The 20,986-nt window shown below is 61.5% G+C and carries 23 protein-coding genes; 14 read left to right on the top strand and 9 right to left on the bottom strand.

The window, feature by feature from the left end; all coding sequences use genetic code 11:
* Positions 1–57: 57 nt before the first annotated feature.
* Positions 58–1,152, bottom strand: a complete 1,095-nt coding sequence (locus AC3CCE_RS25505; RefSeq protein ID WP_352627024.1) for a LacI family DNA-binding transcriptional regulator — start codon at positions 1,150–1,152, stop codon at positions 58–60.
* A gap of 213 nt (positions 1,153–1,365) precedes the next feature.
* Between AC3CCE_RS25505 and AC3CCE_RS25510 the strand changes: the two genes are divergently transcribed.
* From AC3CCE_RS25510 to AC3CCE_RS25555, 10 genes are all read left to right on the top strand, one after another.
* Positions 1,366–2,208, top strand: coding sequence for an ABC transporter substrate-binding protein (locus tag AC3CCE_RS25510; protein ID WP_352627033.1), 843 nt, complete (start codon positions 1,366–1,368; stop codon positions 2,206–2,208).
* A 94-nt stretch (positions 2,209–2,302) separates the two neighbouring features.
* Positions 2,303–3,844, top strand: a complete 1,542-nt coding sequence (locus AC3CCE_RS25515) for an amino acid ABC transporter permease/ATP-binding protein (RefSeq protein WP_023710087.1) — start codon at positions 2,303–2,305, stop codon at positions 3,842–3,844.
* A 59-nt stretch (positions 3,845–3,903) separates the two neighbouring features.
* A complete protein-coding gene (locus tag AC3CCE_RS25520; protein WP_023710086.1) occupies positions 3,904–5,031 on the top strand; it encodes an NAD(P)/FAD-dependent oxidoreductase in 1,128 nt (375 codons plus the stop codon).
* A 187-nt stretch (positions 5,032–5,218) separates the two neighbouring features.
* Positions 5,219–5,434, top strand: coding sequence for a hypothetical protein (locus AC3CCE_RS25525; RefSeq protein ID WP_023667757.1), 216 nt, complete (start codon positions 5,219–5,221; stop codon positions 5,432–5,434).
* Between the two features lie 13 nt (positions 5,435–5,447).
* Entirely contained in the window at positions 5,448–5,693 is a 246-nt protein-coding gene (locus AC3CCE_RS25530; RefSeq protein ID WP_023667758.1) for a hypothetical protein, read from the top strand.
* Positions 5,694–5,867: 174 nt separating this feature from the next.
* Complete coding sequence (locus AC3CCE_RS25535; protein WP_023707234.1) at positions 5,868–6,056, top strand: hypothetical protein; 189 nt, start codon at positions 5,868–5,870, stop codon at positions 6,054–6,056.
* 132 nt (positions 6,057–6,188) lie between these two features.
* The gene (locus AC3CCE_RS25540; protein ID WP_023686882.1) at positions 6,189–6,332 is read left to right on the top strand and encodes a hypothetical protein; all 144 of its coding nucleotides are present in this window, start codon (positions 6,189–6,191) and stop codon (positions 6,330–6,332) included.
* A 10-nt stretch (positions 6,333–6,342) separates the two neighbouring features.
* Positions 6,343–8,109 (top strand): thiamine pyrophosphate-dependent enzyme, encoded by a 1,767-nt coding sequence (locus AC3CCE_RS25545; RefSeq protein ID WP_023710085.1) that lies wholly within the window; start codon positions 6,343–6,345, stop codon positions 8,107–8,109.
* Between the two features lie 23 nt (positions 8,110–8,132).
* Entirely contained in the window at positions 8,133–8,297 is a 165-nt protein-coding gene (locus AC3CCE_RS25550; protein WP_023710084.1) for a hypothetical protein, read from the top strand.
* 1 nt (position 8,298) lies between these two features.
* Positions 8,299–9,168: an SDR family oxidoreductase gene (locus tag AC3CCE_RS25555; RefSeq protein ID WP_027050197.1), complete on the top strand. Its 870-nt coding sequence runs from the start codon at positions 8,299–8,301 to the stop codon at positions 9,166–9,168.
* 303 nt (positions 9,169–9,471) lie between these two features.
* Here the strand turns inward: AC3CCE_RS25555 and AC3CCE_RS25560 are convergent, their stop codons facing one another.
* On the bottom strand, positions 9,472–9,984 hold the full coding sequence (locus AC3CCE_RS25560; protein WP_023686887.1) for an OmpA family protein: 513 nt from the start codon (positions 9,982–9,984) through the stop codon (positions 9,472–9,474).
* A gap of 10 nt (positions 9,985–9,994) precedes the next feature.
* Positions 9,995–10,654 carry a L,D-transpeptidase gene (locus AC3CCE_RS25565; protein WP_023686888.1) on the bottom strand — a complete coding sequence of 220 codons (660 nt, stop codon included), beginning with the start codon at positions 10,652–10,654 and terminating at the stop codon, positions 9,995–9,997.
* Between the two features lie 1,009 nt (positions 10,655–11,663).
* On the opposite strand from AC3CCE_RS25565, the gene AC3CCE_RS25570 reads away from it, so the two are divergent.
* Positions 11,664–11,828, top strand: a complete 165-nt coding sequence (locus AC3CCE_RS25570) for a hypothetical protein (protein ID WP_023667766.1) — start codon at positions 11,664–11,666, stop codon at positions 11,826–11,828.
* A 210-nt stretch (positions 11,829–12,038) separates the two neighbouring features.
* Here AC3CCE_RS25570 and AC3CCE_RS25575 read toward each other — a convergent pair whose 3' ends face one another.
* Positions 12,039–12,650, bottom strand: coding sequence for an EF-hand domain-containing protein (locus AC3CCE_RS25575; RefSeq protein ID WP_352627030.1), 612 nt, complete (start codon positions 12,648–12,650; stop codon positions 12,039–12,041).
* 399 nt (positions 12,651–13,049) lie between these two features.
* Between AC3CCE_RS25575 and AC3CCE_RS25580 the strand changes: the two genes are divergently transcribed.
* Positions 13,050–13,517 carry a hypothetical protein gene (locus AC3CCE_RS25580; protein WP_023667769.1) on the top strand — a complete coding sequence of 156 codons (468 nt, stop codon included), beginning with the start codon at positions 13,050–13,052 and terminating at the stop codon, positions 13,515–13,517.
* A gap of 283 nt (positions 13,518–13,800) precedes the next feature.
* Here the strand turns inward: AC3CCE_RS25580 and AC3CCE_RS25585 are convergent, their stop codons facing one another.
* Entirely contained in the window at positions 13,801–14,058 is a 258-nt protein-coding gene (locus AC3CCE_RS25585; protein WP_245260390.1) for a hypothetical protein, read from the bottom strand.
* 1,139 nt (positions 14,059–15,197) lie between these two features.
* Here AC3CCE_RS25585 and AC3CCE_RS25590 point away from each other — a divergent pair.
* Positions 15,198–15,422, top strand: coding sequence for a hypothetical protein (locus AC3CCE_RS25590; RefSeq protein ID WP_155922421.1), 225 nt, complete (start codon positions 15,198–15,200; stop codon positions 15,420–15,422).
* 254 nt (positions 15,423–15,676) lie between these two features.
* Here the strand turns inward: AC3CCE_RS25590 and AC3CCE_RS25595 are convergent, their stop codons facing one another.
* The 4 genes from AC3CCE_RS25595 to AC3CCE_RS25610 all read right to left on the bottom strand — a co-directional run bounded on the left by AC3CCE_RS25595 (position 15,677) and on the right by AC3CCE_RS25610 (position 19,914).
* Complete coding sequence (locus tag AC3CCE_RS25595) at positions 15,677–16,225, bottom strand: hypothetical protein (protein ID WP_023667774.1); 549 nt, start codon at positions 16,223–16,225, stop codon at positions 15,677–15,679.
* Between the two features lie 10 nt (positions 16,226–16,235).
* Positions 16,236–17,411, bottom strand: coding sequence for a zinc-dependent alcohol dehydrogenase (locus AC3CCE_RS25600; RefSeq protein WP_023682758.1), 1,176 nt, complete (start codon positions 17,409–17,411; stop codon positions 16,236–16,238).
* Positions 17,412–17,718: 307 nt separating this feature from the next.
* Complete coding sequence (locus AC3CCE_RS25605; RefSeq protein ID WP_488377099.1) at positions 17,719–18,915, bottom strand: IS256 family transposase; 1,197 nt, start codon at positions 18,913–18,915, stop codon at positions 17,719–17,721.
* Positions 18,916–19,284: 369 nt separating this feature from the next.
* Positions 19,285–19,914, bottom strand: coding sequence for a TetR/AcrR family transcriptional regulator (locus AC3CCE_RS25610; RefSeq protein ID WP_352625423.1), 630 nt, complete (start codon positions 19,912–19,914; stop codon positions 19,285–19,287).
* Between the two features lie 129 nt (positions 19,915–20,043).
* Between AC3CCE_RS25610 and AC3CCE_RS25615 the strand changes: the two genes are divergently transcribed.
* Positions 20,044–20,940 (top strand): NAD(P)/FAD-dependent oxidoreductase, encoded by an 897-nt coding sequence (locus AC3CCE_RS25615; RefSeq protein WP_352625425.1) that lies wholly within the window; start codon positions 20,044–20,046, stop codon positions 20,938–20,940.
* The last annotated feature ends 46 nt before the right edge of the window (positions 20,941–20,986 follow it).

A 20,986-nucleotide genomic window follows, 5' to 3' on the forward strand; every position in this document is an offset into this window, starting at 1 on the left:
AGCGGAGTGCGTCGACCTTGTTCTAACGTATTCATGTGGGCCGTATCGCCGTCACACCTATGCTTGGCGCACTTGCGGCTTTCCATTCGAGGGCGGGCCAACGGATCCGCGTGCAATGATGGCGGTCGGCAAAACGAGCTTTTCCGCCGGGCGGGAATCTCCCTTCAATCGCCGGATGAGCAATTCCGCGACGCTCTTGCCAAGCGCGTAGACGGGCTGGTCGATAACGGTGATGGGCGGCGTGGTGACGCTCGTCCAGTCCGCATCATGGAAAGTGATGAGCGAAATGTCGTCGGGAACCCGCAGGCCGCGCTCGCGGGTCACCTTGAAGATCTCCAGCGCAATGACGCTGTCGGAGGCGAGGATCGCCGTCGGCCGATCCGGCGCCGACAGCATCTCGCCGGCAACCCTGCGCGTTTCGGTGGGGCTTGTCGCGCCAAGGCGAACAAAGCGTTCTGGCCGATCAAGTCCGGCCTCTCGGCACACGGTGAGGAAACCGTCGATGCGCTCACGGACCGACGAGGTGTAGATCTGCCCGAGATCGCGGTACTCGTGCCCTTCGGCGTCGACCGCGGTCACATAGGCGATGTTGCGGTGGCCGGCATCGGCTAGAAAGCGGGTCGCCAGCATGGCGATGCCGCGATCGTCGGTCGTGACCGTATCGACATCCAGATCTGCCAGCGCCCTATCCAGCAGGGCAAGCGGTCGGCCCGAGCGGTGGATATCGCGCAGGTGCGCGATGTCGCGCGATTCCGACGGCGTGACGATCAGCCCGTCGACGCGCTTGCCGATGAGCAGTTTCACGGCCGCCTTTTCCGCCTCGATCTTCTCGCCGGAATTGGCCAGGATGACGTTGAACCCGGCTGCCTTTGCCGCGTCGCTGATGCCGCGTACCGCGAGGCTGAAGAACGGGTTCTCGATGTCGCCGACAACCACGCCGATGATGCCGGAGCGGCCGGTCGTCATGCTGCGGGCGAGCTCGTTCGCACGATAGTCCAAGGCCTTGGCCGCGGCCATGACTTCCGCGCGGATCATTTCGCTGACGACGCCGTATCCGCCGAGCACGCGCGCGGCTGTCGCTTTCGAAACATTGGCCGCGCGGGCGACGTCGCTGACCGTTATCGACGGGGTCTTGGGGGCGGTTCTTTTCATCGGATGACGACTACAAGAGTTGTTGACGGGAGGTCAACGTGGCGATAACGATTAACAAAGAGACCGGTCTCACGCAATATGAGACCGGTCTCTTTAAAAGGAGTGGAGCCGAGAGGCGTGACGGACCGTGATTTCGGCAAGGGCATGTCGGCGCGCCAGATGGCGGCTCGACGGAAATACCAACAAGAACAGACCTTCAGAGTGGAGAAAGACATGAGCAGGAAAGAAATTCTCAAGTCGTTGATGTGCCCGGTCAGAACCGGCGCAATGGCTCTTATCGCGATGTGCGTCGGCGCCGGGCTGGTTTCAGGAGCGGCCGCCGCGGATGACAATCCCTATGGCCTCATTGATGCGAAGGTCATCAGCGTCGGAACCATGGGCGATGCCAAACCCTACGCTTTCACCCAGGCCGATGGGTCGTTCACCGGCTTCGACATCGAATTGTTCCGCAACGTCGCGAGCCGCCTTGGCTTCAAGCCCGACCAGGTGATCTTCACCGGCCAGGAATTCTCGGCGCTGATGCCTTCGGTTGCAAACGAGCGTTTCGATGTCGCGGTCGCGGCAATCGGCACGACGGAAGCACGCAAGAAGACCGTCGACTTTTCCGACGGGTATATCGCAGGCTATCTGTCCGTGCTTACTGCCGACAAGGCGATCACGTCGGCGGACGGGCTCAAGGGCAAACGTCTCGGCGTCGTGCAAGGCACGCTCCAGGAAATCTACGCGGCGAAGAATTTTGTCGGAACCGATCTCGTCAAATTCCCCGACAACAACTCCGCCGTTTCGGCGCTTAACAACGGAACCGTGGATGCCCACTTCCTCGATTACGAGGCTGCCAAGGACTATGGCGTTCGCTATCCGAACCTGAAGATCGCGGTCAATATTCCTTCCTTTGACGCGCCGGCCGGCTTCGTCCTGCGCAAGGGCAACGACAAGCTCCGCAATGCGCTGAACACCGCCCTTCACGCGGCCATGCAGGACGGCACCTGGAAAACGCTTTATGAAAAGTGGTTCCCCGGCTCGCCGATGCCCGACCAGTATCTTCCCAAGAAGTAGACCGTACCCGGCCGCTGGCTCTCATGCCGGCGGCCGGATTACGCCGCCGTCCTTGATGCGGACGATGTGAATAGCGCAACCGAAAGGGGGGCGAATGAACTGGCTCGAAAACCTGCGGCGCAGTTTCCTCGACTGGCAGGCCATGGCGGACGTGCTGCCCAGCATGATCACCATCGGATTGAAGAACACGTTGATCCTCGCCGCCGCGTCGACGGTGCTGGGTGTCATCCTCGGCATGATCCTGGCGGTCATGGGCATCTCGCAATCGCGCTGGCTGCGCATTCCGGCGCGGGTCTACACGGATATATTCCGTGGGCTGCCGGCGATCGTCACCATCCTGCTGATAGGCCAGGGCTTTGCCCGCATCGGCCGTGAAATCTTCGGCCCTTCGCCCTTTCCGCTCGGCATTCTTGCGCTGAGCCTGATCGCCGGCGCCTATATCGGCGAAATCTTCCGCTCGGGCATCCAGAGCGTCGAGCGCGGGCAGATGGAGGCCTGCAGGGCGCTCAGCATGAGCTACGGCCAAGGCATGCGCCTGATCGTGATCCCGCAAGGCATCCGCCGCGTCTTGCCGGCCCTCGTCAACCAGTTCATCGGCAACGTCAAGGATTCAAGCCTTGTCTACTTCCTCGGTCTGCTCGCCTCGGAGCGCGAGATCTTCCGTGTCGGCCAGGACCAGGCAGTGGTCACCGGAAACCTCTCGCCATTGCTTCTGGCCGGCGTGTTCTATCTCGTCATCACCGTGCCGTTGACCCATGTGGTCAACTACATCGACAACTCGCTGCGGGTCGGAAAGCAAAAGGCCGGCCTCGTCATCAGCGGCCTGGCCGAAGTGAGCGAACTGGAGGGCGCCACCGGCAGTGCACTTTCGGAGGCCGGCTCTGATGCCCGCTCAGCGCTGCCCCGCTTCAAGGGCGGCAGTCTCGCCATTACCGATCTCGACATGGCCTATGGCGACGTCGATGTTCTCAAAGGCGTCAGCCTGGCAGTCAAGCCTGGCACGGTCACATGCGTGATCGGCCCATCAGGTTCGGGCAAGTCGACCCTGCTGCGCTGCCTCAACCGCCTGGTCGAGCCCAAGGGCGGTGAGGTGTTGCTCGATGGTGCGAGCATCCTGGCGATGAAGCCTGAAAAACTGCGCCGGCGTGTCGGCATGGTTTTCCAGCAGTTCAATCTGTTTCCCGACCACACCGCGCTCGAAAACGTCATGCTGTCGCTGACCAAGGTAAAGGGGCTCCCTGTACAGGAAGCTGAGCGCATCGCCGAGGCGCGCCTTGCCGACGTCGGGCTTGCGACCCGCAAACACCATCGTCCAGGGAGCCTTTCCGGTGGCCAGCAGCAGCGTGTGGCAATCGCTCGTGCATTGGCGATGGACCCGGAGGTCATCTTGTTCGATGAGGTAACGAGCGCACTCGATCCAGAACTGGTGAAGGGTGTGCTCAACCTCATGGCGGATCTCGGCCGGCGCGGCATGACAATGGTCGTGGTGACGCATGAAATGGGCTTCGCCCGCAAGGTCGCCGATCAGGTCGTCTTCATGGATGAAGGCCGCATCATCGAGGCCGGCACGCCTGCCGCGATTTTCGACACGCCGAAAAGCCCGCGTCTGAAGCACTTCCTTGCCGAAGTGCTTTGATCACGCATGAGCCTTCAAGACGGCCGCCCAAACCAACCTCCACCAGTGAAAGATATCTCATGGCTGCATCACATCAGGTTTCCAAGGTCGTTGTTGTCGGCGGCGGCATTTTTGGCGTCTCCTCGGCCGTTCATCTTGCAAGGCTCGGCATCGAGACCGTGCTGGTCAATGATGGACCGCTCGCCAAGGGAGCTTCCGGTCGCTCGCTCGCCTGGATCAATTCGGCGCGCAGGCGCTCGGCTGAATATCATCGCCTGCGCATGATCGGTATCGACCGCTACCGCAGTTTGTCGGCGCGATGCCCGGATGCCGCCTGGCTGCGTTTCGACGGTGGCCTGACGTGGGATGCGGACGATGCCTCAAACGAGATCGCCGATGTCTTCGCTCACGAAAAACGTCTCGGCTATGATGCGCAGCATCTGTCCGCGGACGCCATAAGGTTGGTCGCGCCGGGTGTCTGCGCAAGCGCTGTCACGCCTCAAGGCGCGATCTTCAACCCGGGCGAGGGCTGGGTCGACCTGCCGTCGCTGATTGAAATATTGATCGCGGAATTCGTGGAGCGGGGCGGCCAGGTGGTCACCGAGGCCGGACGCGCTACCGTCACCGTCGCCAACGGCCGCGCCACCGGCGTCACCACCACCAGCGGGATCAGCTTCGCCGCCAACGCGGTGCTTCTGGCGACCGGTGCGGATGTGCCGCGAATGGTCGCAGTGGCCGGTCAGCGTATTGCCGATGGGACACCGATCGCGCTGCTGGTCAGGACCAAGCCAGTCGACTTGCCGCTACGCGCCGTGCTCAACACGCCGCGCGTCGCCATCCGGCCGACGCCTGATGGCGCCCTCGCGCTCGATTCTGCCTGGTCGGAAGAAGAGGTGGTAGTCAATCCGGACGGGACTTATCGCGTAAAAGCATCGACCATCCAGGGGCTTCTCGACGAAGCGTCGAATGTTCTCGACGGTCATCCGAAATTGGAACTGGAGAGCTACGGTGTCGGGCCCAAGCCGATCCCCGGAGACGGCGAGCCGGTCTTCGGCCAGTTGCGGGAGATCGAGGGGTATTACGTCGCCTTCAGCCACAGCGGCGCAACACTTGGCTTGATTGCCGGCGAACTGCTTGCAACCGAGATCGCCACCGGAACAGAGCACCCACTCCTTGCAAGCTTTCGACCGTCTCGATTTTCACTTTAGCCTGCCAATTCGCCTCGGAATGGGATGTAATGTGGCATGCCTGGAGTTTCGCTAGCCGAGACGGCGGCCGCCTGGCCGCTTACGCGCACCTGACAAGCGAATATGTTCCGGAACATTTTCTCCACGTTGAAGTTGGACAGCGCCAGGACCGTCGTTCGTCCAAGCTCAACCAGCGCTGAGAAATTCCATGACCAACCAACACCCCAAGACTAAACAGCCCACGGACAAGGATCTGCGAGACAACCCGGGAATCGGCACCTCGAAGGGCGCGGTCAAGGGCGGCGATATGCTCGACGAGAACGATGCTCTCGATGGGGACAATACGTTCGAAGGCGATGTCGAGAACGATGTCACGCCTCAGGGCGGCATCAATCCTGACCAGACCGGACGCACGAACAAGTAGGAGGCGCCTTGCCATGGCCGGCCGGAAGACCCACGAGCAGCAGCTGCGCATCATCGAAAAGCGCGAGAACACCAGCAATGCCGGCGACGATTTCAATGCCGAGGATGAGCTGAAGAGAACCAAGCAGGAGCGCGAGGCGCGGCAAGACGGCGCCAATCTACGCGACGAGGGCGTGGAATTGACCGACAAGGACGATCGCCAGATGATCCGCGGCGAAAACCAGGAGAGCGAGCACCACAAGCGCAGGCAGGACGACTAAGCCTGCCGTCTTTTTAAGGCTATCGAGGTGCCATCCCAGACTACCGGCACGCCAGGCACCGCATGGTCGAGGCGCACATCGCCCGCCGCGGTGTGCGCGACGAACGAGTCCTTTCGCCACTGAGGCGGAATCCCGGGCGAGAAATCGTCGACGAGGGGTGCGAGGAGTTCGCCTATGGGGACGGTCCGGGCGGCGTTGCGCTCTGGCTATAGGGACCTGCGAAGACGCGACCTGAACATCGGCCAGCTCTGCCGCGAGAGCTTTTGGCGATCAGACAGCCTCGGCCACTACATGCAATCCTCGGCCTCGCAGCAGTTCGATGCCTTCGTCTGTTCGATCGCACCTCGCCTGTTCAGCCGCTGACTGCCGAACAGCGCCTCATCGGGTGGTACTGACACGTTTGCCTTCGGCACCTGACTAGGCGGCCTTGCCTTCGGGCACGGAACATCTCACCGACTTTCTGGTTAGGCAGGCCGGATGTAGGGAGCTTTGCGCATGGCCACTAATTTGGAAGACGGCAAGACCGCTCAATCTTCCGACGAGTTGCATGGCGGCAATCGCGGCGGCAACAAAGACCAGCGTAAGACTGACAAGACCGCGAACAAGAGCAGCCAGGCGGCGGGATCCGCATCGCGGTAAGGACTGAGACATGCCGACCGCCGCGGACATCCTCATCGAGACGCTGATCGACTGGAACGTCGATATCATCTTTGGCCTGCCGGGCGACGGCATCAATGGCATCATGGAGGCGCTGCGCAAGCGGCAGGACCGCATCCGCTTCATTCAGGTGCGGCACGAGGAATCCGCGGCGTTCATGGCGTGCGCCTACTCAAAATGGACAGGCAAGCTCGGTGTCTGCCTCGCAACTTCCGGCCCTGGCGGCACACACCTCCTGACTGGACTCTACGATGCCAAGCTCGACCAAGCGCCGGTGCTCGCCATTACCGGCATGCAGTTCCACGACCTCATCGAGACCTTCACCCAGCAGGATGTCGACTTGACGCGCGTCTTCAGCGATGTCGCCGTCTTCAACGCGCAGGTCTCCGACGCGGCGCATATGGAAAGCCTGGCCGGTCTCGCCTGCAGGTCGGCGCTGGCACGTCGCGGCGTTGCGCATCTGTCGATCGCCAGCGATGTGCAGGAGCACACGCTCTACCAAGCCAAGCGCTCGAAGCGCAACAAACCGTCGCATACGCCGGATCGTTGGTTCGAAGGAAGCAGGCTTCCCGACGAAGAACAACTTGCGAAAGCCGCCGAGATCCTGAACGGGGCGACGAAGGTCGCGATCCTCGCCGGTCGGGGCGCGCTTGGTGCCAGGCACGAGTTGGAAGAGACGGCGGAGCTGCTTGGTGCCCCCGTCGCAAAGGCCTTGCTCGGTAAGGCTGCCTTGCCCGACGATCACCCGCTGACGACTGGCGGCATCGGAATTCTCGGCACGCTGCCGTCGCAGGAAATCATGGAGGAATGTGACGCGCTGCTCGTCGTCGGCTCGACCTTTCCCTACATCGAATACTACCCGAAGCCGGGACAGGCGCGCGGGGTGCAGATCGAGCGCGACCCGCAGCGCATCGGCCTGCGCTATCCCGTTGAGGCCGGCCTTGCCGGCGATGCCGCCGTGACGCTGCGATTGCTGAACAGGCGCCTGAAGCGCAAGGATGATCGCAGCTTCCTCGAGAAGGCGCAGGCGGGCATGCGACGCTGGCGCGAGATGATGGCGCAGTCGGAGCAAAAGGCCGCCACTTCGCTCAAGCCCCAGGTGGTTACACGCGCATTTGGGAAACGATTGCCCGATGATGCGATCCTGGTTGCCGATTCCGGCCAGAACACCGAGATGGCGGCCCGCCATATCGAGCTGCGTGACGGGCAGGCCTTCGGCGTCTCGGGCGCGCTGGCCTCGATGGCATGCGGACTGCCCTATGCGATCGCCGCGGGCCTGGCCTTTCCCGGCCGGCCGGTCTTCGCGGTCGTCGGCGACGGCGGTCTCGCGATGCAACTCGGCGAGTTCTCGACGGCAGTTCGGTACCGGGTCCCACTCAAGGTGCTCGTGCTCAAGAACGGCATGCTCAATCAGATCGCCTGGGAGCAGATGATGTTCCTCGGTAACCCGCAATTCGCCTGCGAACTCCAGCCCATCGACTTCGCCATGGCCGCCGAAGCCATGGGCGGCATCGGCTACAGCGTCTCTCGCGCCGAGGAGGTGGAAGGTGTTCTCGACGCTGCCCTGGCTGCTGAGGGTCCGGTGGTCATCGAGGCCGTGGTCGACCCGTACGAACCGATGATGCCACCGAAGATGCCACCGGATTATGCGAGAAATTTCCGCAAGGCGCTACCGGATACCCCCGGACGCGCGGAAATCGAGGCGAATGTGGCGCAAGAGCCGCTGAGGTCGATGATTACCGCCGGCGAGAAAGACTGACCACACGCAAGAAGGAGCACGAGTTGAACAAGACCGACAGCGGCACCGCAAATCGCGGTTCGCCGGACCTCATGGGCGGCGACCAAGCGTGCAAGGCCGAGGAATGGGGCGGTGGCTCGAAAGCCGCCAAGGGACCGATCACGGAACCGGATCGACACAACCGCAACTCCAACCAAAAAAGGACCTGACATGCAGGATGCCCAGCAGAAATATCCTCAGCCGCCGCTTCCCGAACAGCAGCAGGACATGCCCGGCTACACCGACGAGATGGATCCACGGCCCGACCACGGAGAGGAGAGCTATCGCGGCAGCGGTAAGCTGACGGACCGCGTCGCGCTGATCACCGGCGCGGACTCGGGCATCGGCCGGGCGGTGGCTATCGCGTTTGCACGCGAAGGCGCCGACGTCATGATCTCCTATCTTGAAGAGGACGAAGACGCGCAGGAGACGGCGCGCTTGGTCGAGGAAGCGGGGCGCAAGGCGGTGCTCGCACGCGGCGACATCTCGGACGAAATCTTCGCGCGGTCGCTTGTGCAGCGAGCTATCGATGAATGCGGGCGCCTGGACATCCTCGTCAACAATGCAGCCCACCAGGCGTCGTTCGAGAAGCTGGAGGACATCAGCGCGGAGGAATGGGATCTCACCTTTCGCACCAATGTCTATGCGATGTTCTATCTGTCCCAGGAAGCAGTGAAGCACATGGAACCCGGCTCGACCATCATCAACACATCCTCAATCAACGCGACCAGTCCCTCGCCGGCACTGCTTGCCTACGCCACTACCAAAGGAGCGATCGCCAACTTCACCGCCGGACTTGCAGGTCTGGTAGCTGAACGCGGCATTCGGGTAAACGCGGTCGCTCCCGGGCCGATTTGGACGCCGCTGATCCCGTCGACAATGCCCTCTGAGAAGGTCAAGGAGTTCGGCAAGAACACGCCGCTCAAGCGTCCCGGGCAACCGGCAGAGCTTGCAGCGACCTATGTGCTGCTTGCCTCGGAAGGATCGAGCTACACCACCGGCGCACTCTACGAGGTCACCGGCGGACGGCCGATGCTTTGAGCGAGCGTACCTGCCAGCTCCACGGCGCCCACTCCCCGTAGCACACCGACATGTGGCGAGGCTCATGCCGATCACGATCGCGGACAACCGCCACGTCCGCAAACTGGTCGAGGCGGATGCCGAAGCCTCCCACCAGACCCTGAACCGGAGGTTGGTAGACGGGAAGCTGATTTCATTCCGGGTTCAACCGGAGCGTCAGGTTTCGGGGGGGCAAACGCTGGGTGAATGTCCCCGATAGGCGCATTGCAGCCATGCCGCCGTCGCGTTGTGAGACTGATTTGGCGACCAGCAAAACAGCAGCCTCTACGACTCGTCCCTCTCATCGCGCAAATTAGACACAACGCGGCGGTTCTGCGACCTGCAGGCGGAGTCGGGGCAGTCGCGGACGAGCCTGTCCTTGCCGTAGCCCTTGGCCCACATGCGGTTCCGGTCTATGCCGCCGGCGGCGAGGTAGTCCATCACCGCATCGGCGCGCTGCTGCGACAGCGCCGTTTCACTTGCGCCGGGATCGTCGGCGAAACCCTGCAGCTTGAGCAGCCAGCGCGGATGCTTTGTCAACCAGGCGATCTGGGTGTCGAGGGTGGCCTTGGCGACAGAATCGAGCGCGGCCGAACCTTTCGTGAAATAGGTGCGGCGGCCGACATTGAGGATAAAATCCTCCTCGCTTCCCGGCTGCACGTTCTGGAAGCCGGCAATCTCGGCGTTGGTGACGTCAGGCGTGGACGGGGCCAGCGTGTTGCTGGTCGAGCAGGATGCGGCCACAACCAGCAGGCCGGCTGCGAGCAGCCGGCACGTGTTTTCAATCATGCGGTTCATGATGCGCCAATCATTCGACAGTGGTGGAAGCGGGCGCCTGGTCGGCGATGTGCGGCAGGACCTCCACCGCGGTGCCGATCGGGCACCGCTGGTAGAGGTCGATGATGTCCTCGGGGAACATGCGGATGCAGCCGCTGGAAGCGTCGGTGCCGATGCTCCATGGCTCCAGCGTGCCATGCAGGCGGTAGCCGATGTCGGCGCCGTCGCGGTACAGATAGAGCGCGCGCGGCCCGAGCGGATTGTTGGACGCGCCGCCTGCGATCATGGGCGGTAAGTCCGGTTTGCGCTCACGCATTTCGGGGGGCGGGACCCATTGGGGCCACAGCGCGCGGCGATCGATCGTCGCGCGGCCGTACCATTTGAAGCCTTCCTTGCCGACGCCGACGCCGTAGCGGATGGCAGTCTTGTTTTCCATGATGAGGTAGAGGAAGTGGTGGCGGGTATCGACCACGACGGTGCCGACTGGCTCGCTGCTGAAATACTTGACGATCTGGCGATGCCATCTCTTGTCGATCTTGGCGAAGTTGGTCTTGCGATAGACGAAATCGTTATCGCTTGCGGTACCGGCGAAAAAGGATTTTGCCGCCGCGGCTTGAACAATATTGCCGGTTCCACCGACCGCGACCAGCGCCAGACCGCCGAGCACGACACCCCTGCGTGATAAAACCATCGGCAATCCCCCATGCCTTAAGCCTGGCGAACCATAGTTGAGAATGATTTCGGCTCAAAGTGGAAAAATGCTGCAGTGGGTGGGCCGCAAGCGGTCTGTCCTCTTGACGGCAAAATAGCGGCTGCCCGCCGGCTCACGCCGGCGGTTTTTTTGCGCGGACGGGAACATCCTCGCTCCAAGGGTGTTCTGTCACACCCGGCTCGTTCTTCATCGGTCGTGCCGGTGACCAAGATGTCCCCTCATTCATCATGGTCGGCCCGCGCAGCCTTGACCGCACGCGCGGGCCATCCCATCACAAGGCCCGCTGGCTCAAGCTGGCGGGTTTTTCCGCGTCCATGCGCCGACACTCATCTTCGCATGCCTGTCACAACGAGCCAGGCGGATTCCAGTATCCGCACGCGGCGAGGAGGACTTGCGACATGCCTCGCTGCGGGATTTTCGCGATGAGTCTACCTGGCTCCCGCTGAACGCCATGGCCTGACCACCGGGCGCGTTGGACGACCTTCAAGTCGAAAAAGCCCGCGGCAATCGCACCTTAGGCGAAGAGGCTTTGCTTTGTTGATGCAGTTGTCATCGCATCAATCGTGGGTAGCAACGCGGTTGTTGCGTGTTGTTGGAGAGATGGGGTTTCCCGAAAAGAATGAACATGCGCAGACAAAGAAGCGAGCAGGATGGCCGTGAGTACATCTGCCAAATATCTATTACCTTATATGCGCTCGCTCCTCGGAAGGCGATCCCGCCACCCTCTCGACAGTGAAGATGGCGGGATCTCAACCGGCGACAAGGGACTTCGATCGACGGTGGGTTTCCAATTCGGCGTCCGGCTGCGTGTTCCGCCGTTCGGGCTTCTTCCAACCGCAATCAGACGCAAGTCCTATCCCATAAGACTGATGGCCAAATTCGGAACATCCGCTGAAGCATTGCGTTCGGCAGCCTGAAACCCCAAGGCAAAGGATGACTAATCATGTCGAATTGCGAGACTGCAAAATCACATTCGTTAGGAAATCGCGTGGCTGATCTCACAGCCAAGATGCGTGAAGCGCAGATTGACGCGGGTGAAATGATGGCCTTCCACAAGGTTGCAACTATGTTGGAGGACAGCCAAGGACGTATCAATGGCGACGACTTGATCGCCGCATCCTTCGTTCTGCTGGAAGACCGAGCGCCCGAGTGACCTTGCGTTGGTCGGCTTCGATCGTTCCTCGATCAGCAATGCGAAGCCGTTTTTTTGTCACGGCCGGCGTCTCCGGGACCGCGGGAATAGCGCAAGGCTGGAGGGTGCTGTTAGGGCCGCCGCGCCTAACAGCCAAGAGACACCGCTTCGAATTCGACCGCCAGGCGCTCGCCGGCTTTGTCCGAGGGAGGGCATTCACTTTGAAGGCAGCTACGGCGTGTCCTCGCTATCAGTGCCATGCATGCTGGAGCCATGCATGAAGGACTGGATCTCGTTCACATCGATCTTGCCATCACCATTCTCGTCAACGCTACTGAACATCCTGCCCACCGCGCGTTGAACCTCGTCCTCGGACACCGATCCGTCGCCATCGGTGTCCAACAGCCCGAACATCAGTCGCATGCCGGCACCGCGCATCATCTGATGATGCCAGCGTCCAGCCATTCTGTGTCCACGATCGCGGTCACCGTGGTTCTGCCAACGGTCGCCATCTTCATCGTGGCGGTCAGCATCCTCGTTGCGATCGCCTTGATAGTTGCGACTATCTTCCTCGCGGAAACCCTCTTCGGAACCGCGATCCTGCTGCAGTCGCTCACGGACAGCTTGCTCAACCATCTGGCGGATCATTTCGCGTGTTGGTCCATCCGCTTGTCCGGTCGCATCCGGCAACTGTCCGGCGGTCGGCGGTTCGGTTGCCGGAGCGGGTGCAGGTGTCGAGGGTGATGGTGTTCCGCTTGTCTGGGCGAGTGCGGGGGAGGTCAGGGCAATGAAAACGGCGGCCGCGGCCGTCTTGCTGTGTGGAAATCTCATGGCATGCTCCATCAGTGCTTTCGCTTGAAGGCCAAACTGGAGCTCGATGTGATTGTTCCCCGAAGGGATCAGGTCACGGCGAAGTTACTGAGGCATGCCCCGTCTGAGGTAGATCAGGGTCTTCGCCAGGGAATAATTCGGCTCTTCTTCCCTAGGCACAAGAGGAAGCCGGCGCCCATTTTTGCGGGCAATGAACGTTGGACATTCGGCCTCGCCAATTTCTGCCAATCGATCATACCGACGCACCAATTCCCTCTGTGTCCTCTCCTTTCGTGGGACGGAAGCCGTTTCGACCGCACGCCGTCAATCGCGAATCCCGCGTCCATATGCTGCGCGGCCATGAAGCACATTTTTTATGTCACGGACCTCTGTCCGTCTGGACACCATGTTAGCCAGCGCTAAATCAGAGCAATGCGACGCCTCCTGCTGGGACTTACAGTTTTTCTCTTTTGGACCACGTTGCTTCAGGCCGAGGCGTGGCAGCCCTTCGGCGTCCGACAGCTTGGCTTTAGTTTCGATATTCCTCCGAATTTCGTCCTGACCCAGAATTCGGAGCAGGGCGCGGCTTTTCAGGGCCCAAGAGACGCGTTTCTGGTCGTTTGGGGCGCGCGACTGGGCAAAGCAAGTTTTCGCGCCGAGATTGAACATCGCATGATCGAGGACGAAAAGGCCGGTTGGCGACTGACCTATCGGCGCCTAGCCCCGAAATGGGCTAGCTACTCCGGGGTCAAGAATGGCGAGATTCGCTACGTCCGTGCAATTATGGTCTGCAACCAGCGTGCCGCGCTTTTCACAATGAATTATCGGAAATCCGAAAAGAAACCGTATGACCCTGTTGTTGTGCGCATGGTCCGGTCCCTGAGAGCGGAAGGATGTTAGCCAGCAAAAGGCGAGGTTGCCGTACTGTGCTTCCCTCGGCTAAGGGCCCAGTGGTCAACCCGGCTCCCCAATAGCCCCGCCCAGTCACATGAAAGCAGGCACCGGCAGATATGCGGCCGAACGTTCTCACGCTGGCTCAGCCGCTCAAAGCCCATCACCGAAAAGCTGCTTGGTGCGGTCGCCAGCTAGAGCTACCACTGAGCCATTCCCGCTGCGGCTGGGTAGCGCCTCAGTTCCGTACGCGTTCATACCAAGAACGGGCGGGGCGAACGTCCTGATAGAGCTACGGCTGTAGAAGCGCGCCGCCAAACTGCGCCCACAAGCGCTCGCACTCTCTCGCCCTTAGGCTCGGGGTACCGGGCGCGCCATAGAAGACCATGGCGCCTCGAATGTCGTATCCAAGCACCGAGGCGTTGGCCACGAACTGGATGGCTCTTCCCAAGCTGGTGATGCCGATGTCGACCTCAGCTTTGTTGGTGAGGTCGACCACGCCTACTATTTCCGCATTGGCGCTCCTGCCCGCCAAAACGGCCGTCGACATCGCATCATGCACGGCAAGAAGCATTTCGGTGAGCTGCCCGGTGGAAGGGCTCTACAAACGCTTAAACGTCAGGTTTGTTCCCAACTGGCCTTGGCGGCTTTCCGACGACCAAGAATGCGACTGCGATTACGCTCAATAGAATCACTGCGAACAGGATTGCCATGATTTCCGCGCACTGTATCGGATCACTCCGCGGCGAAGAAAACCCCGCAACATATCTCAGATAGCGGCGGGTGTTCGGCTGTAAGAACCAAACTGGGTCCCGCGGCCTCTCATGTGCGCGTAGTTGACATCGTCTGCTGGACCGAACGGTCAAGCCGAAGAGCCCAGTTCCTCTCAGCATCGAGCAGTTCATTCTGCTCAATCAAGCCATTCATAAACAGCCTGAGTATATGCGCAGCTATGCGCTCTCCGTTCTGCGAAGCAAGAGGTAGGGCGCGCTCTTTGCAGACCGTGTGACAAACCTGGGCGAGCATCTCAATCTCGCTTGGCCCCAAAAACCGACCCGGATACAACATACCGTTTTCCTGTTGGAGAGTTGGAATGGCTATCCATTACGCAGGGTCACCGGCAGCCACAATCAACTATGATAGTGAGATGTCGAGTCCCGGTGGAAAAAACAGTGAGGTCCCAAAAGCGGTCGCGCTTGTCTCCGATTGACAGATGCCTCGACGCTACACCGACCAGCGCTACCGCACCCGCTTCATCGACGCGGCTTTGCAAAGGCCTACGACCAGTTCGCTACCAGCTGCCGGACCGCCCAGGCGAGCATGCCGCCGGCCATTACCGAAAGCGCGATGTCGTGGATGAGGCAGCCTTTTCCCTATACATCCAGCTGTTACGCTGCGCATCTGCTTCGGTTCGAAAACTCGCCGCGAGCCTGGCGTGCTCGCGTGTCCGGGCCGAAAACGCCTTCACAGCCCATATGTTGATAACGACATCGATGAGGCTGCCGCCGACCTCGTTGGCATAGGATGCTTCCCGGCAAGGGCATCGACCAATGCCCCGGGGCCGACCAGCACGAACCTGCGGGGGCTTTCCCGGAACAAAGCGTCGACGATCCGGTTCGGCAGGGAAGCGGCCAAAATTCATGCCATCGGAGATGCCGAGGCAGATGACAGATGAAAGGGAATCTGAAGATGACGAAGTCTCGCGACCGCACCGTTCCCGGCGACGGCAAGATCGAAACCGGCCCGAACACATCTCCGCAACAGGATCCGGCAGAGGGGTCGCGCGAGACAATCGATCGCGAACTCGAGCGGACAGACGACGACAATAATTCCGACGAAGCGGAACGCTTGCGCCGAGACCTGCGGAAAGGGGTGGCGGAAGAGACCGAGCTTCCCGAACGCGGCTCGGCCTGAGGATCGCCGGAACCTGGCCAAGGTACGAGACATGAAGGCTAGACGCCTGGTCGCATCGCTGCTTGCTTCCTGCCTTTAACGCACCGGCCACACAACCATCCGCGGCGGTGATCCAGGGGACGGCGAGAACGGCCACTCGACGGTCCACTCTGTTCCAGCAAACTCGGCTCGCCGAGAGCAACCACCTCTGGCGTTAGGGCCTGACGAGATGCCACCTGTCCAGGTCGCATGGCGCCAGGGTTCGGCAATCTCTATCAGGCTGCGCCGGCCTCCTGGCTGCGCTGCGAGCGGGCACGGTCGCGGGCTGCGGCAGTGCCTCCGGGAAAGCCGCTTCGATCGCTGTAGTCGCGTGGCTTGGTCCCGCTCCGAGAGTGGCGCGCGGTCACGCTTTTCGCAGCGATGATGTCGAGCAATGTGATGCCGGCGACCATCGCAAGCGCAAGGCCCACATTATCGCGCTTTGGGTTGCCAGGCCGATACGCTGTCAGCAATGTCGCGATATCCAGGCCGTCGCCGGCCACCCGGCTCCAAAGCCCGGCCTGCTTGTCCACTGAAAGCGAGAGTATGCCGCTGCTTATTTCCCGCGCCCCATAAGCGCGGATCAGGTCTTCCTTGCCGCGCATGCCGAGCGCGCCGGCAATCCGCTCGGCGCCAACCAGCTCGGCGACGCCAAGCGCGATGCTGAACCAGCCGAGCTTGCGGGCAAGGCCATCGGAGGCCCCGACCGCACTCTGCCCAGTCTTCAGCACTTTGGGATCGCCAGGCGATCGGGTGATGTTGGTAAGTTTGGCAATCACGTTCATGACGATTTCCCTACGGTTTCAGTACAACCTTGATGCAGCTGTCCTGCTTGTCGCGAAACACCTTGTACATCTCCGGTCCCTGCTCGAGCCCCACGGTATGGGTGATGACGAAGGATGGGTCGATCTGGCCATCTTCGATGCGGCGCAACAGATCCTCGGTCCAACGGTTGACATGGGTCTGCCCCATTCGGAAGGTGAGCCCCTTGTTCATTGCCTGTCCCATCGGAATCTTGTCGACCAGCCCGCTGTAGACGCCGGGGATCGAGATCACGCCGGCCGGCCGGCAGACATAGATCATCTCACGCAAAACGTGCGGTCGATCATTTTCCATCAGCATCAACTGCTTTGCGCGATCGTAGACGGTATCGGGCTGGGCCAGCGAGACGTGGCTTTCCATGCCGACGCAATCGATGCACTTCTCCGGGCCCTTTCCGCCGGTGAGTTCCCGCAGTCGTTCGACGACACTTTCCTCGGCGAAATTGATGGCGATGGCGCCGCCGGCCGCGGCCATGGAAAGCCGTTCCGGCAGGCAATCGATCGCCACCACCTGTTTCGCGCCGAGCAGCAGGGCGCTGCGTATGGCCATCTGCCCGACTGGGCCGCAGCCCCACACCGCAACCGTATCGGTGGGCTCAATGTCGCACTGTGCCGCCGCCTGCCAGCCGGTAGGAAAAATATCGCCGAGGAAGAGAACCTGCTCGTCGGTAAGGCTGTCAGGCACCTTTACGTGCGTGGCATCGGCGAACGGCACACGCATGTATTCCGCCTGTCCCCCGGGATAGCCGCCGGTCAAATGAGTGTAGCCGAACAGACCCGCGGTGGTGTGCCCGAACACCTTGTCACCGAGATTCTTCTTGCGGTTTGTGCGTTCGCAAACCGAAAAGTTCTGTCGCTTGCACTGGTCGCACTCACCGCAGATTATGGTGAACGGCACGACGATGCGGTCTCCCTCCTTCAGAGCGCCGTTGACGCCCTTGCCGACCTCGACGACCTCTCCCATCATCTCGTGGCCCATGATGTCGCCGGGCAGCATGGCTGGCACATAGTTGTGGTAGAGGTGAAGGTCGGAGCCGCATATGGCACAACTCGTCACCTTGATGATCGCGTCACGTTCATCCTCAATTTCCGGGTCCGAAACCTGATCGCAGCGTATGTCTTCCTTGCCGTGCCAGACCAACGCTCGCATAGCTTGCTCCTATTTTCGCAAGATCTGTGGGTAGGGACCTCGCGCCTGTCCTAAGCGGGCCGATGCCTGGTTGGATCGACTGTGCCGCTGCTTGTCGAACCACAGGGGCGGACCGATGTTCCGGGAGCTCGAGAGAATTTTTGGGCCATGCCAGACCCGCACCTTGGAAGGATCTGTCGCGGGCACCAGCGGCCTTCCCCGGGGCGCGTCGGGCACGAGCCGCTGGAGCCCGACCCACGAATGGACGTACTCAAGTGTACCGGTTGTGTGCGTCAAGTTCTGCAAAATGGGGCGGCCATGATGCTGGTCATGCGGCTTGGCGCAGAGCGAGCTTCTTGTGCTCGCGCAGGACGTCCATATTGATGTATCGGTTGGCCTCCATCCAGTTTTCATTGGTCTCGACGGCCAACGCCCTGACCAGGCGCAGGCAGCTTTCGGTGTTGGGGAAGATGCGCACGACATAGGTGCGCCGGCGGATTTCCTCGTTGAGCCGCTCCAGCATGTTGGTGGATTTGAGATGCTTGTGGTGCTGTCTCGGCAGCCTGAAGAAGGTCAGGGTTTGTTCGATGGCATCCTCGGCCCAGCCTGTCAGGCGCGGATAGCGTGCCGACCATTTGGCAAGCCATGCGGCAAGATCAGCCCTGGCCTCTGCGAGATCGCGCCGGTCGTAGAGCCAGCGCAATTCCTGCAGGCAGTCGTCGCCGTGCTTCCTCGGCAGATGATCGAGCGCGTTCCTGAGGAAGTGCACGTAGCAGCGTTGCCAGGCGGCTTCGGGGATCACCTCGCCGATCGCTGCCACCAGGCCGGCGTGATCATCGGACACGACCAACTCGACGCCCTTGAGGCCGCGCGCCTTGAGGCCGACGAGGAAGTCCCTCCAGGCCGAGCGGCTCTCGCGATTGGCCATCTCCACGGCCAGGATCTGGCGCCTTCCGTCCCAGTCGATACCGACCGCTATCAGCACCGCCTGGCTCATGACAACACCGGCTTCACGCACCTTCTCGTAGCGCGCATCGAGGATGAGGTAAGGAAACGGCTCTTGAAGGGGGCGCCTGGCAAAGGCAGCGAGGCTCTCGTCCAGCCGCTTGTTGATGGCCGAGATCGACGAGGCCGAGAAGGCATGGCCGCACAGTTCTTCCGTGATCGCCTTCACCTTGCGGGTCGACACGCCCTGCACATACATCTCCGCCAGCGTCGCCACCAAGGCCCGCTCGGAACGCTGGTAGCGCTCGAACAGCTCGGTGGAGAAGCGCCCGGCACGGTCCTGCGGAACCCGCAGCTCGAGCTTGCCGACCCGCGTCACAAGGGTACGGCCGTAATAGCCCGAGCGATAGCCAAGCCGTTCGGGCGTGCGCTCGCTCTTCGAGGCACCCAGCGCCTCGTCCATCTCGGCCTCAAGCACCTCCTGCATCACCGCACGGAGCACCTCGTGCAATCCATCCGGGTTCGAAAGCAAAATGTCTTTGACGGCAGCGCTGGCGGTCTTAACTTCAGTCTTGGTCATGGTGGCGTTCCTTCGCGGGAATCAGGTGACGTGAACAATCACCAGCCTGCCATGACCGCCCCCTCTCAGCGAATTTGCAGAACTCTCAGCACACTACCAGTGTACCAAAATACGTTCGGTCCGCAGGTGTCCTTCGCGGCGGCTGATACCCCATCTGCTCGATTCTTGCGGCCATAACCGGCATTCTCTTCCTCGCCCGCACAGGGTCGGCAGAAGCAGCGCTGTGACCGGAGCAGGTAGGAGATGCCGCTCACCGGCGGGCGCGCAGTCCGACCCCGACGCGATCGACACGAGGTGGATGGGCATCGCGACGGCGGCTCTAGCGGAGTATTTCGCAGAAATACAATGATTAGCGGGCAGGGCAGACTGCTAGCCGTGGGCAGCCATGAACATGGCGACGGCCGACCGGCAATAGGATTCGATTTCGTTGTCGTCCGCTGCTCTCGCCTCATCGAAGCGTGCGATAATCAGGAGATCGGATCCTTTGAAAAGCGCGGCAAACAAGCGGGCGGACCGGAGAGGATCGGGCACGTTCAGAACCGCCTTCGCGTGCAACTGACGCAACAGGGCCTCGATTTGGGCGATGACATTGGCGGGGCCGGCTTCGTAATGGAGCTTGCTTAAGGACTTTGGATTCGTCTGGTCGGCCATGACCATGGCTTCGACACTGCGGACATCTGATCTCAACAGCGTGCGAAGCAGGGACGATCCCACCGCCATGAGCTGATCCTCGACCGAACCGCCGACGCCTTCAAGAAGGGCCTGTGGTGCAAACAACTGATGGCAGCCGGACGCGATGGCCGCGCTGAACAGCGCCTCCTTGTTCTCGAAGTGCCGATAGATGCTGAGTTTGGATATCTTCGCCCGCTGGGCGACCTTGTCCAATGTCGTCGCTTGAAAACCCAATTCCACAAAGAGTTCGGACGCAGCGTCGAGTATCGTTTGGCCAAGCGCCTCGTTGGCGGGCCGGCCGCGCCGGCCCTGGCTATTTTCGGTCACGACAATTCCAGTCCTTGACAGTATCCTAATTCTTGGATTACGATACCATGTAGTTTCTGAAATCCGCAAGCCGATGGGTAGGTTTCAACCAGGTCCAACCGGCCCCTCATCCACAACACGGAGCCCATCATGGATGACGTCATTATCATCGGCGGCAGCTTTGCCGGTCTCGCCGGCGCCCTGCAACTCGGCCGTGCCCGCCGCAAGGTCACCGTTCTCGATACCGGCCTGCCGCGCAACCGCTTCGCCGGCCACTCGCATGGCCTGCTCGGCCACGATCACAAGCCGCCGCTGGACATCCTGGCCGAGGCGCGGCACCAGCTGGCGCGCTATCCCACGATCAGGCTGGTCAATGCCCGGGCCGACAGCCTGTCCGGCGCCATCGACGATTTCTCCGTGCTCACTGGCGATGGCGGAAGCCTTGCGGCGCGCCGGCTGATCCTGAGCTATGGCGTCGTCGACCAGATGCCTGATGTTCCGGGCTTTGCCGAAAGCTGGGGCACGTCCATCGTGCCCTGCCCCTATTGCGACGGCTTTGAAGTCGCCGGCCAGCATTGGGGCCTCGTCTGGTCCGGCCCACAGTCGATGAATCAGGTCAGGCTGTTCCACGATTGGACCGACAGGTTGACGGTCTTCGCCGATGGTCACGACATTCCGCCCGATATCCGGGCCGGTCTGGCGCGCCGCAACATACCTGTCGTCGACGGCCGGATCAGCGAGATCGCCCATCACGGGGGGCATAACGCCACCGTCAAGCTCGATACCGGCCCCAAGGTCGCGGTCGACATCCTGTTCGCGCATCCGCGCAACAAGCCGTCCGCAAGCCTGCATAAATCACTGGGCCTCGCCACGGTCGATACGCCCCTCGGCGTAATCCTCAAGGTCGACGAGCGCCGCGAAACCAGCATGCCCGGCATCTACGCCGCGGGCGACCTCGCCAACCCCCTCACGCCGCCATCGGTCACCCTGGCAATATCGCACGGCGCGATGGCGGGCATCTTCGCCCAGCAGTCGATGCTGGTGTGAGAGCGCAGATTCCCTTCTCCGGGGTGCCGCGGGCTATCGTATTCTG

The sequence above is a fragment of the Mesorhizobium sp. P160187 genome (assembly GCF_057766425.1).

Coding starts and splice junctions, on each gene's coding strand:
- AC3CCE_RS25505 (WP_352627024.1), bottom strand. CDS start 1,152: ATGAAAAGAACCGCCCCCAAGACCCCGTCGATAACGGTCAGCGACGTC.
- AC3CCE_RS25560 (WP_023686887.1), bottom strand. CDS start 9,984: ATGAACCGCATGATTGAAAACACGTGCCGGCTGCTCGCAGCCGGCCTG.
- AC3CCE_RS25525 (WP_023667757.1), top strand. CDS start 5,219: ATGACCAACCAACACCCCAAGACTAAACAGCCCACGGACAAGGATCTG.
- AC3CCE_RS25565 (WP_023686888.1), bottom strand. CDS start 10,654: ATGGTTTTATCACGCAGGGGTGTCGTGCTCGGCGGTCTGGCGCTGGTC.
- AC3CCE_RS25605 (WP_488377099.1), bottom strand. CDS start 18,915: ATGACCAAGACTGAAGTTAAGACCGCCAGCGCTGCCGTCAAAGACATT.
- AC3CCE_RS25595 (WP_023667774.1), bottom strand. CDS start 16,225: ATGAACGTGATTGCCAAACTTACCAACATCACCCGATCGCCTGGCGAT.
- AC3CCE_RS25600 (WP_023682758.1), bottom strand. CDS start 17,411: ATGCGAGCGTTGGTCTGGCACGGCAAGGAAGACATACGCTGCGATCAG.
- AC3CCE_RS25575 (WP_352627030.1), bottom strand. CDS start 12,650: ATGGAGCATGCCATGAGATTTCCACACAGCAAGACGGCCGCGGCCGCC.
- AC3CCE_RS25545 (WP_023710085.1), top strand. CDS start 6,343: ATGCCGACCGCCGCGGACATCCTCATCGAGACGCTGATCGACTGGAAC.
- AC3CCE_RS25510 (WP_352627033.1), top strand. CDS start 1,366: ATGAGCAGGAAAGAAATTCTCAAGTCGTTGATGTGCCCGGTCAGAACC.
- AC3CCE_RS25590 (WP_155922421.1), top strand. CDS start 15,198: ATGACGAAGTCTCGCGACCGCACCGTTCCCGGCGACGGCAAGATCGAA.
- AC3CCE_RS25515 (WP_023710087.1), top strand. CDS start 2,303: ATGAACTGGCTCGAAAACCTGCGGCGCAGTTTCCTCGACTGGCAGGCC.
- AC3CCE_RS25540 (WP_023686882.1), top strand. CDS start 6,189: ATGGCCACTAATTTGGAAGACGGCAAGACCGCTCAATCTTCCGACGAG.
- AC3CCE_RS25580 (WP_023667769.1), top strand. CDS start 13,050: ATGCGACGCCTCCTGCTGGGACTTACAGTTTTTCTCTTTTGGACCACG.
- AC3CCE_RS25530 (WP_023667758.1), top strand. CDS start 5,448: ATGGCCGGCCGGAAGACCCACGAGCAGCAGCTGCGCATCATCGAAAAG.
- AC3CCE_RS25585 (WP_245260390.1), bottom strand. CDS start 14,058: ATGTCGACGGCCGTTTTGGCGGGCAGGAGCGCCAATGCGGAAATAGTA.
- AC3CCE_RS25555 (WP_027050197.1), top strand. CDS start 8,299: ATGCAGGATGCCCAGCAGAAATATCCTCAGCCGCCGCTTCCCGAACAG.
- AC3CCE_RS25615 (WP_352625425.1), top strand. CDS start 20,044: ATGGATGACGTCATTATCATCGGCGGCAGCTTTGCCGGTCTCGCCGGC.
- AC3CCE_RS25520 (WP_023710086.1), top strand. CDS start 3,904: ATGGCTGCATCACATCAGGTTTCCAAGGTCGTTGTTGTCGGCGGCGGC.
- AC3CCE_RS25535 (WP_023707234.1), top strand. CDS start 5,868: ATGGGGACGGTCCGGGCGGCGTTGCGCTCTGGCTATAGGGACCTGCGA.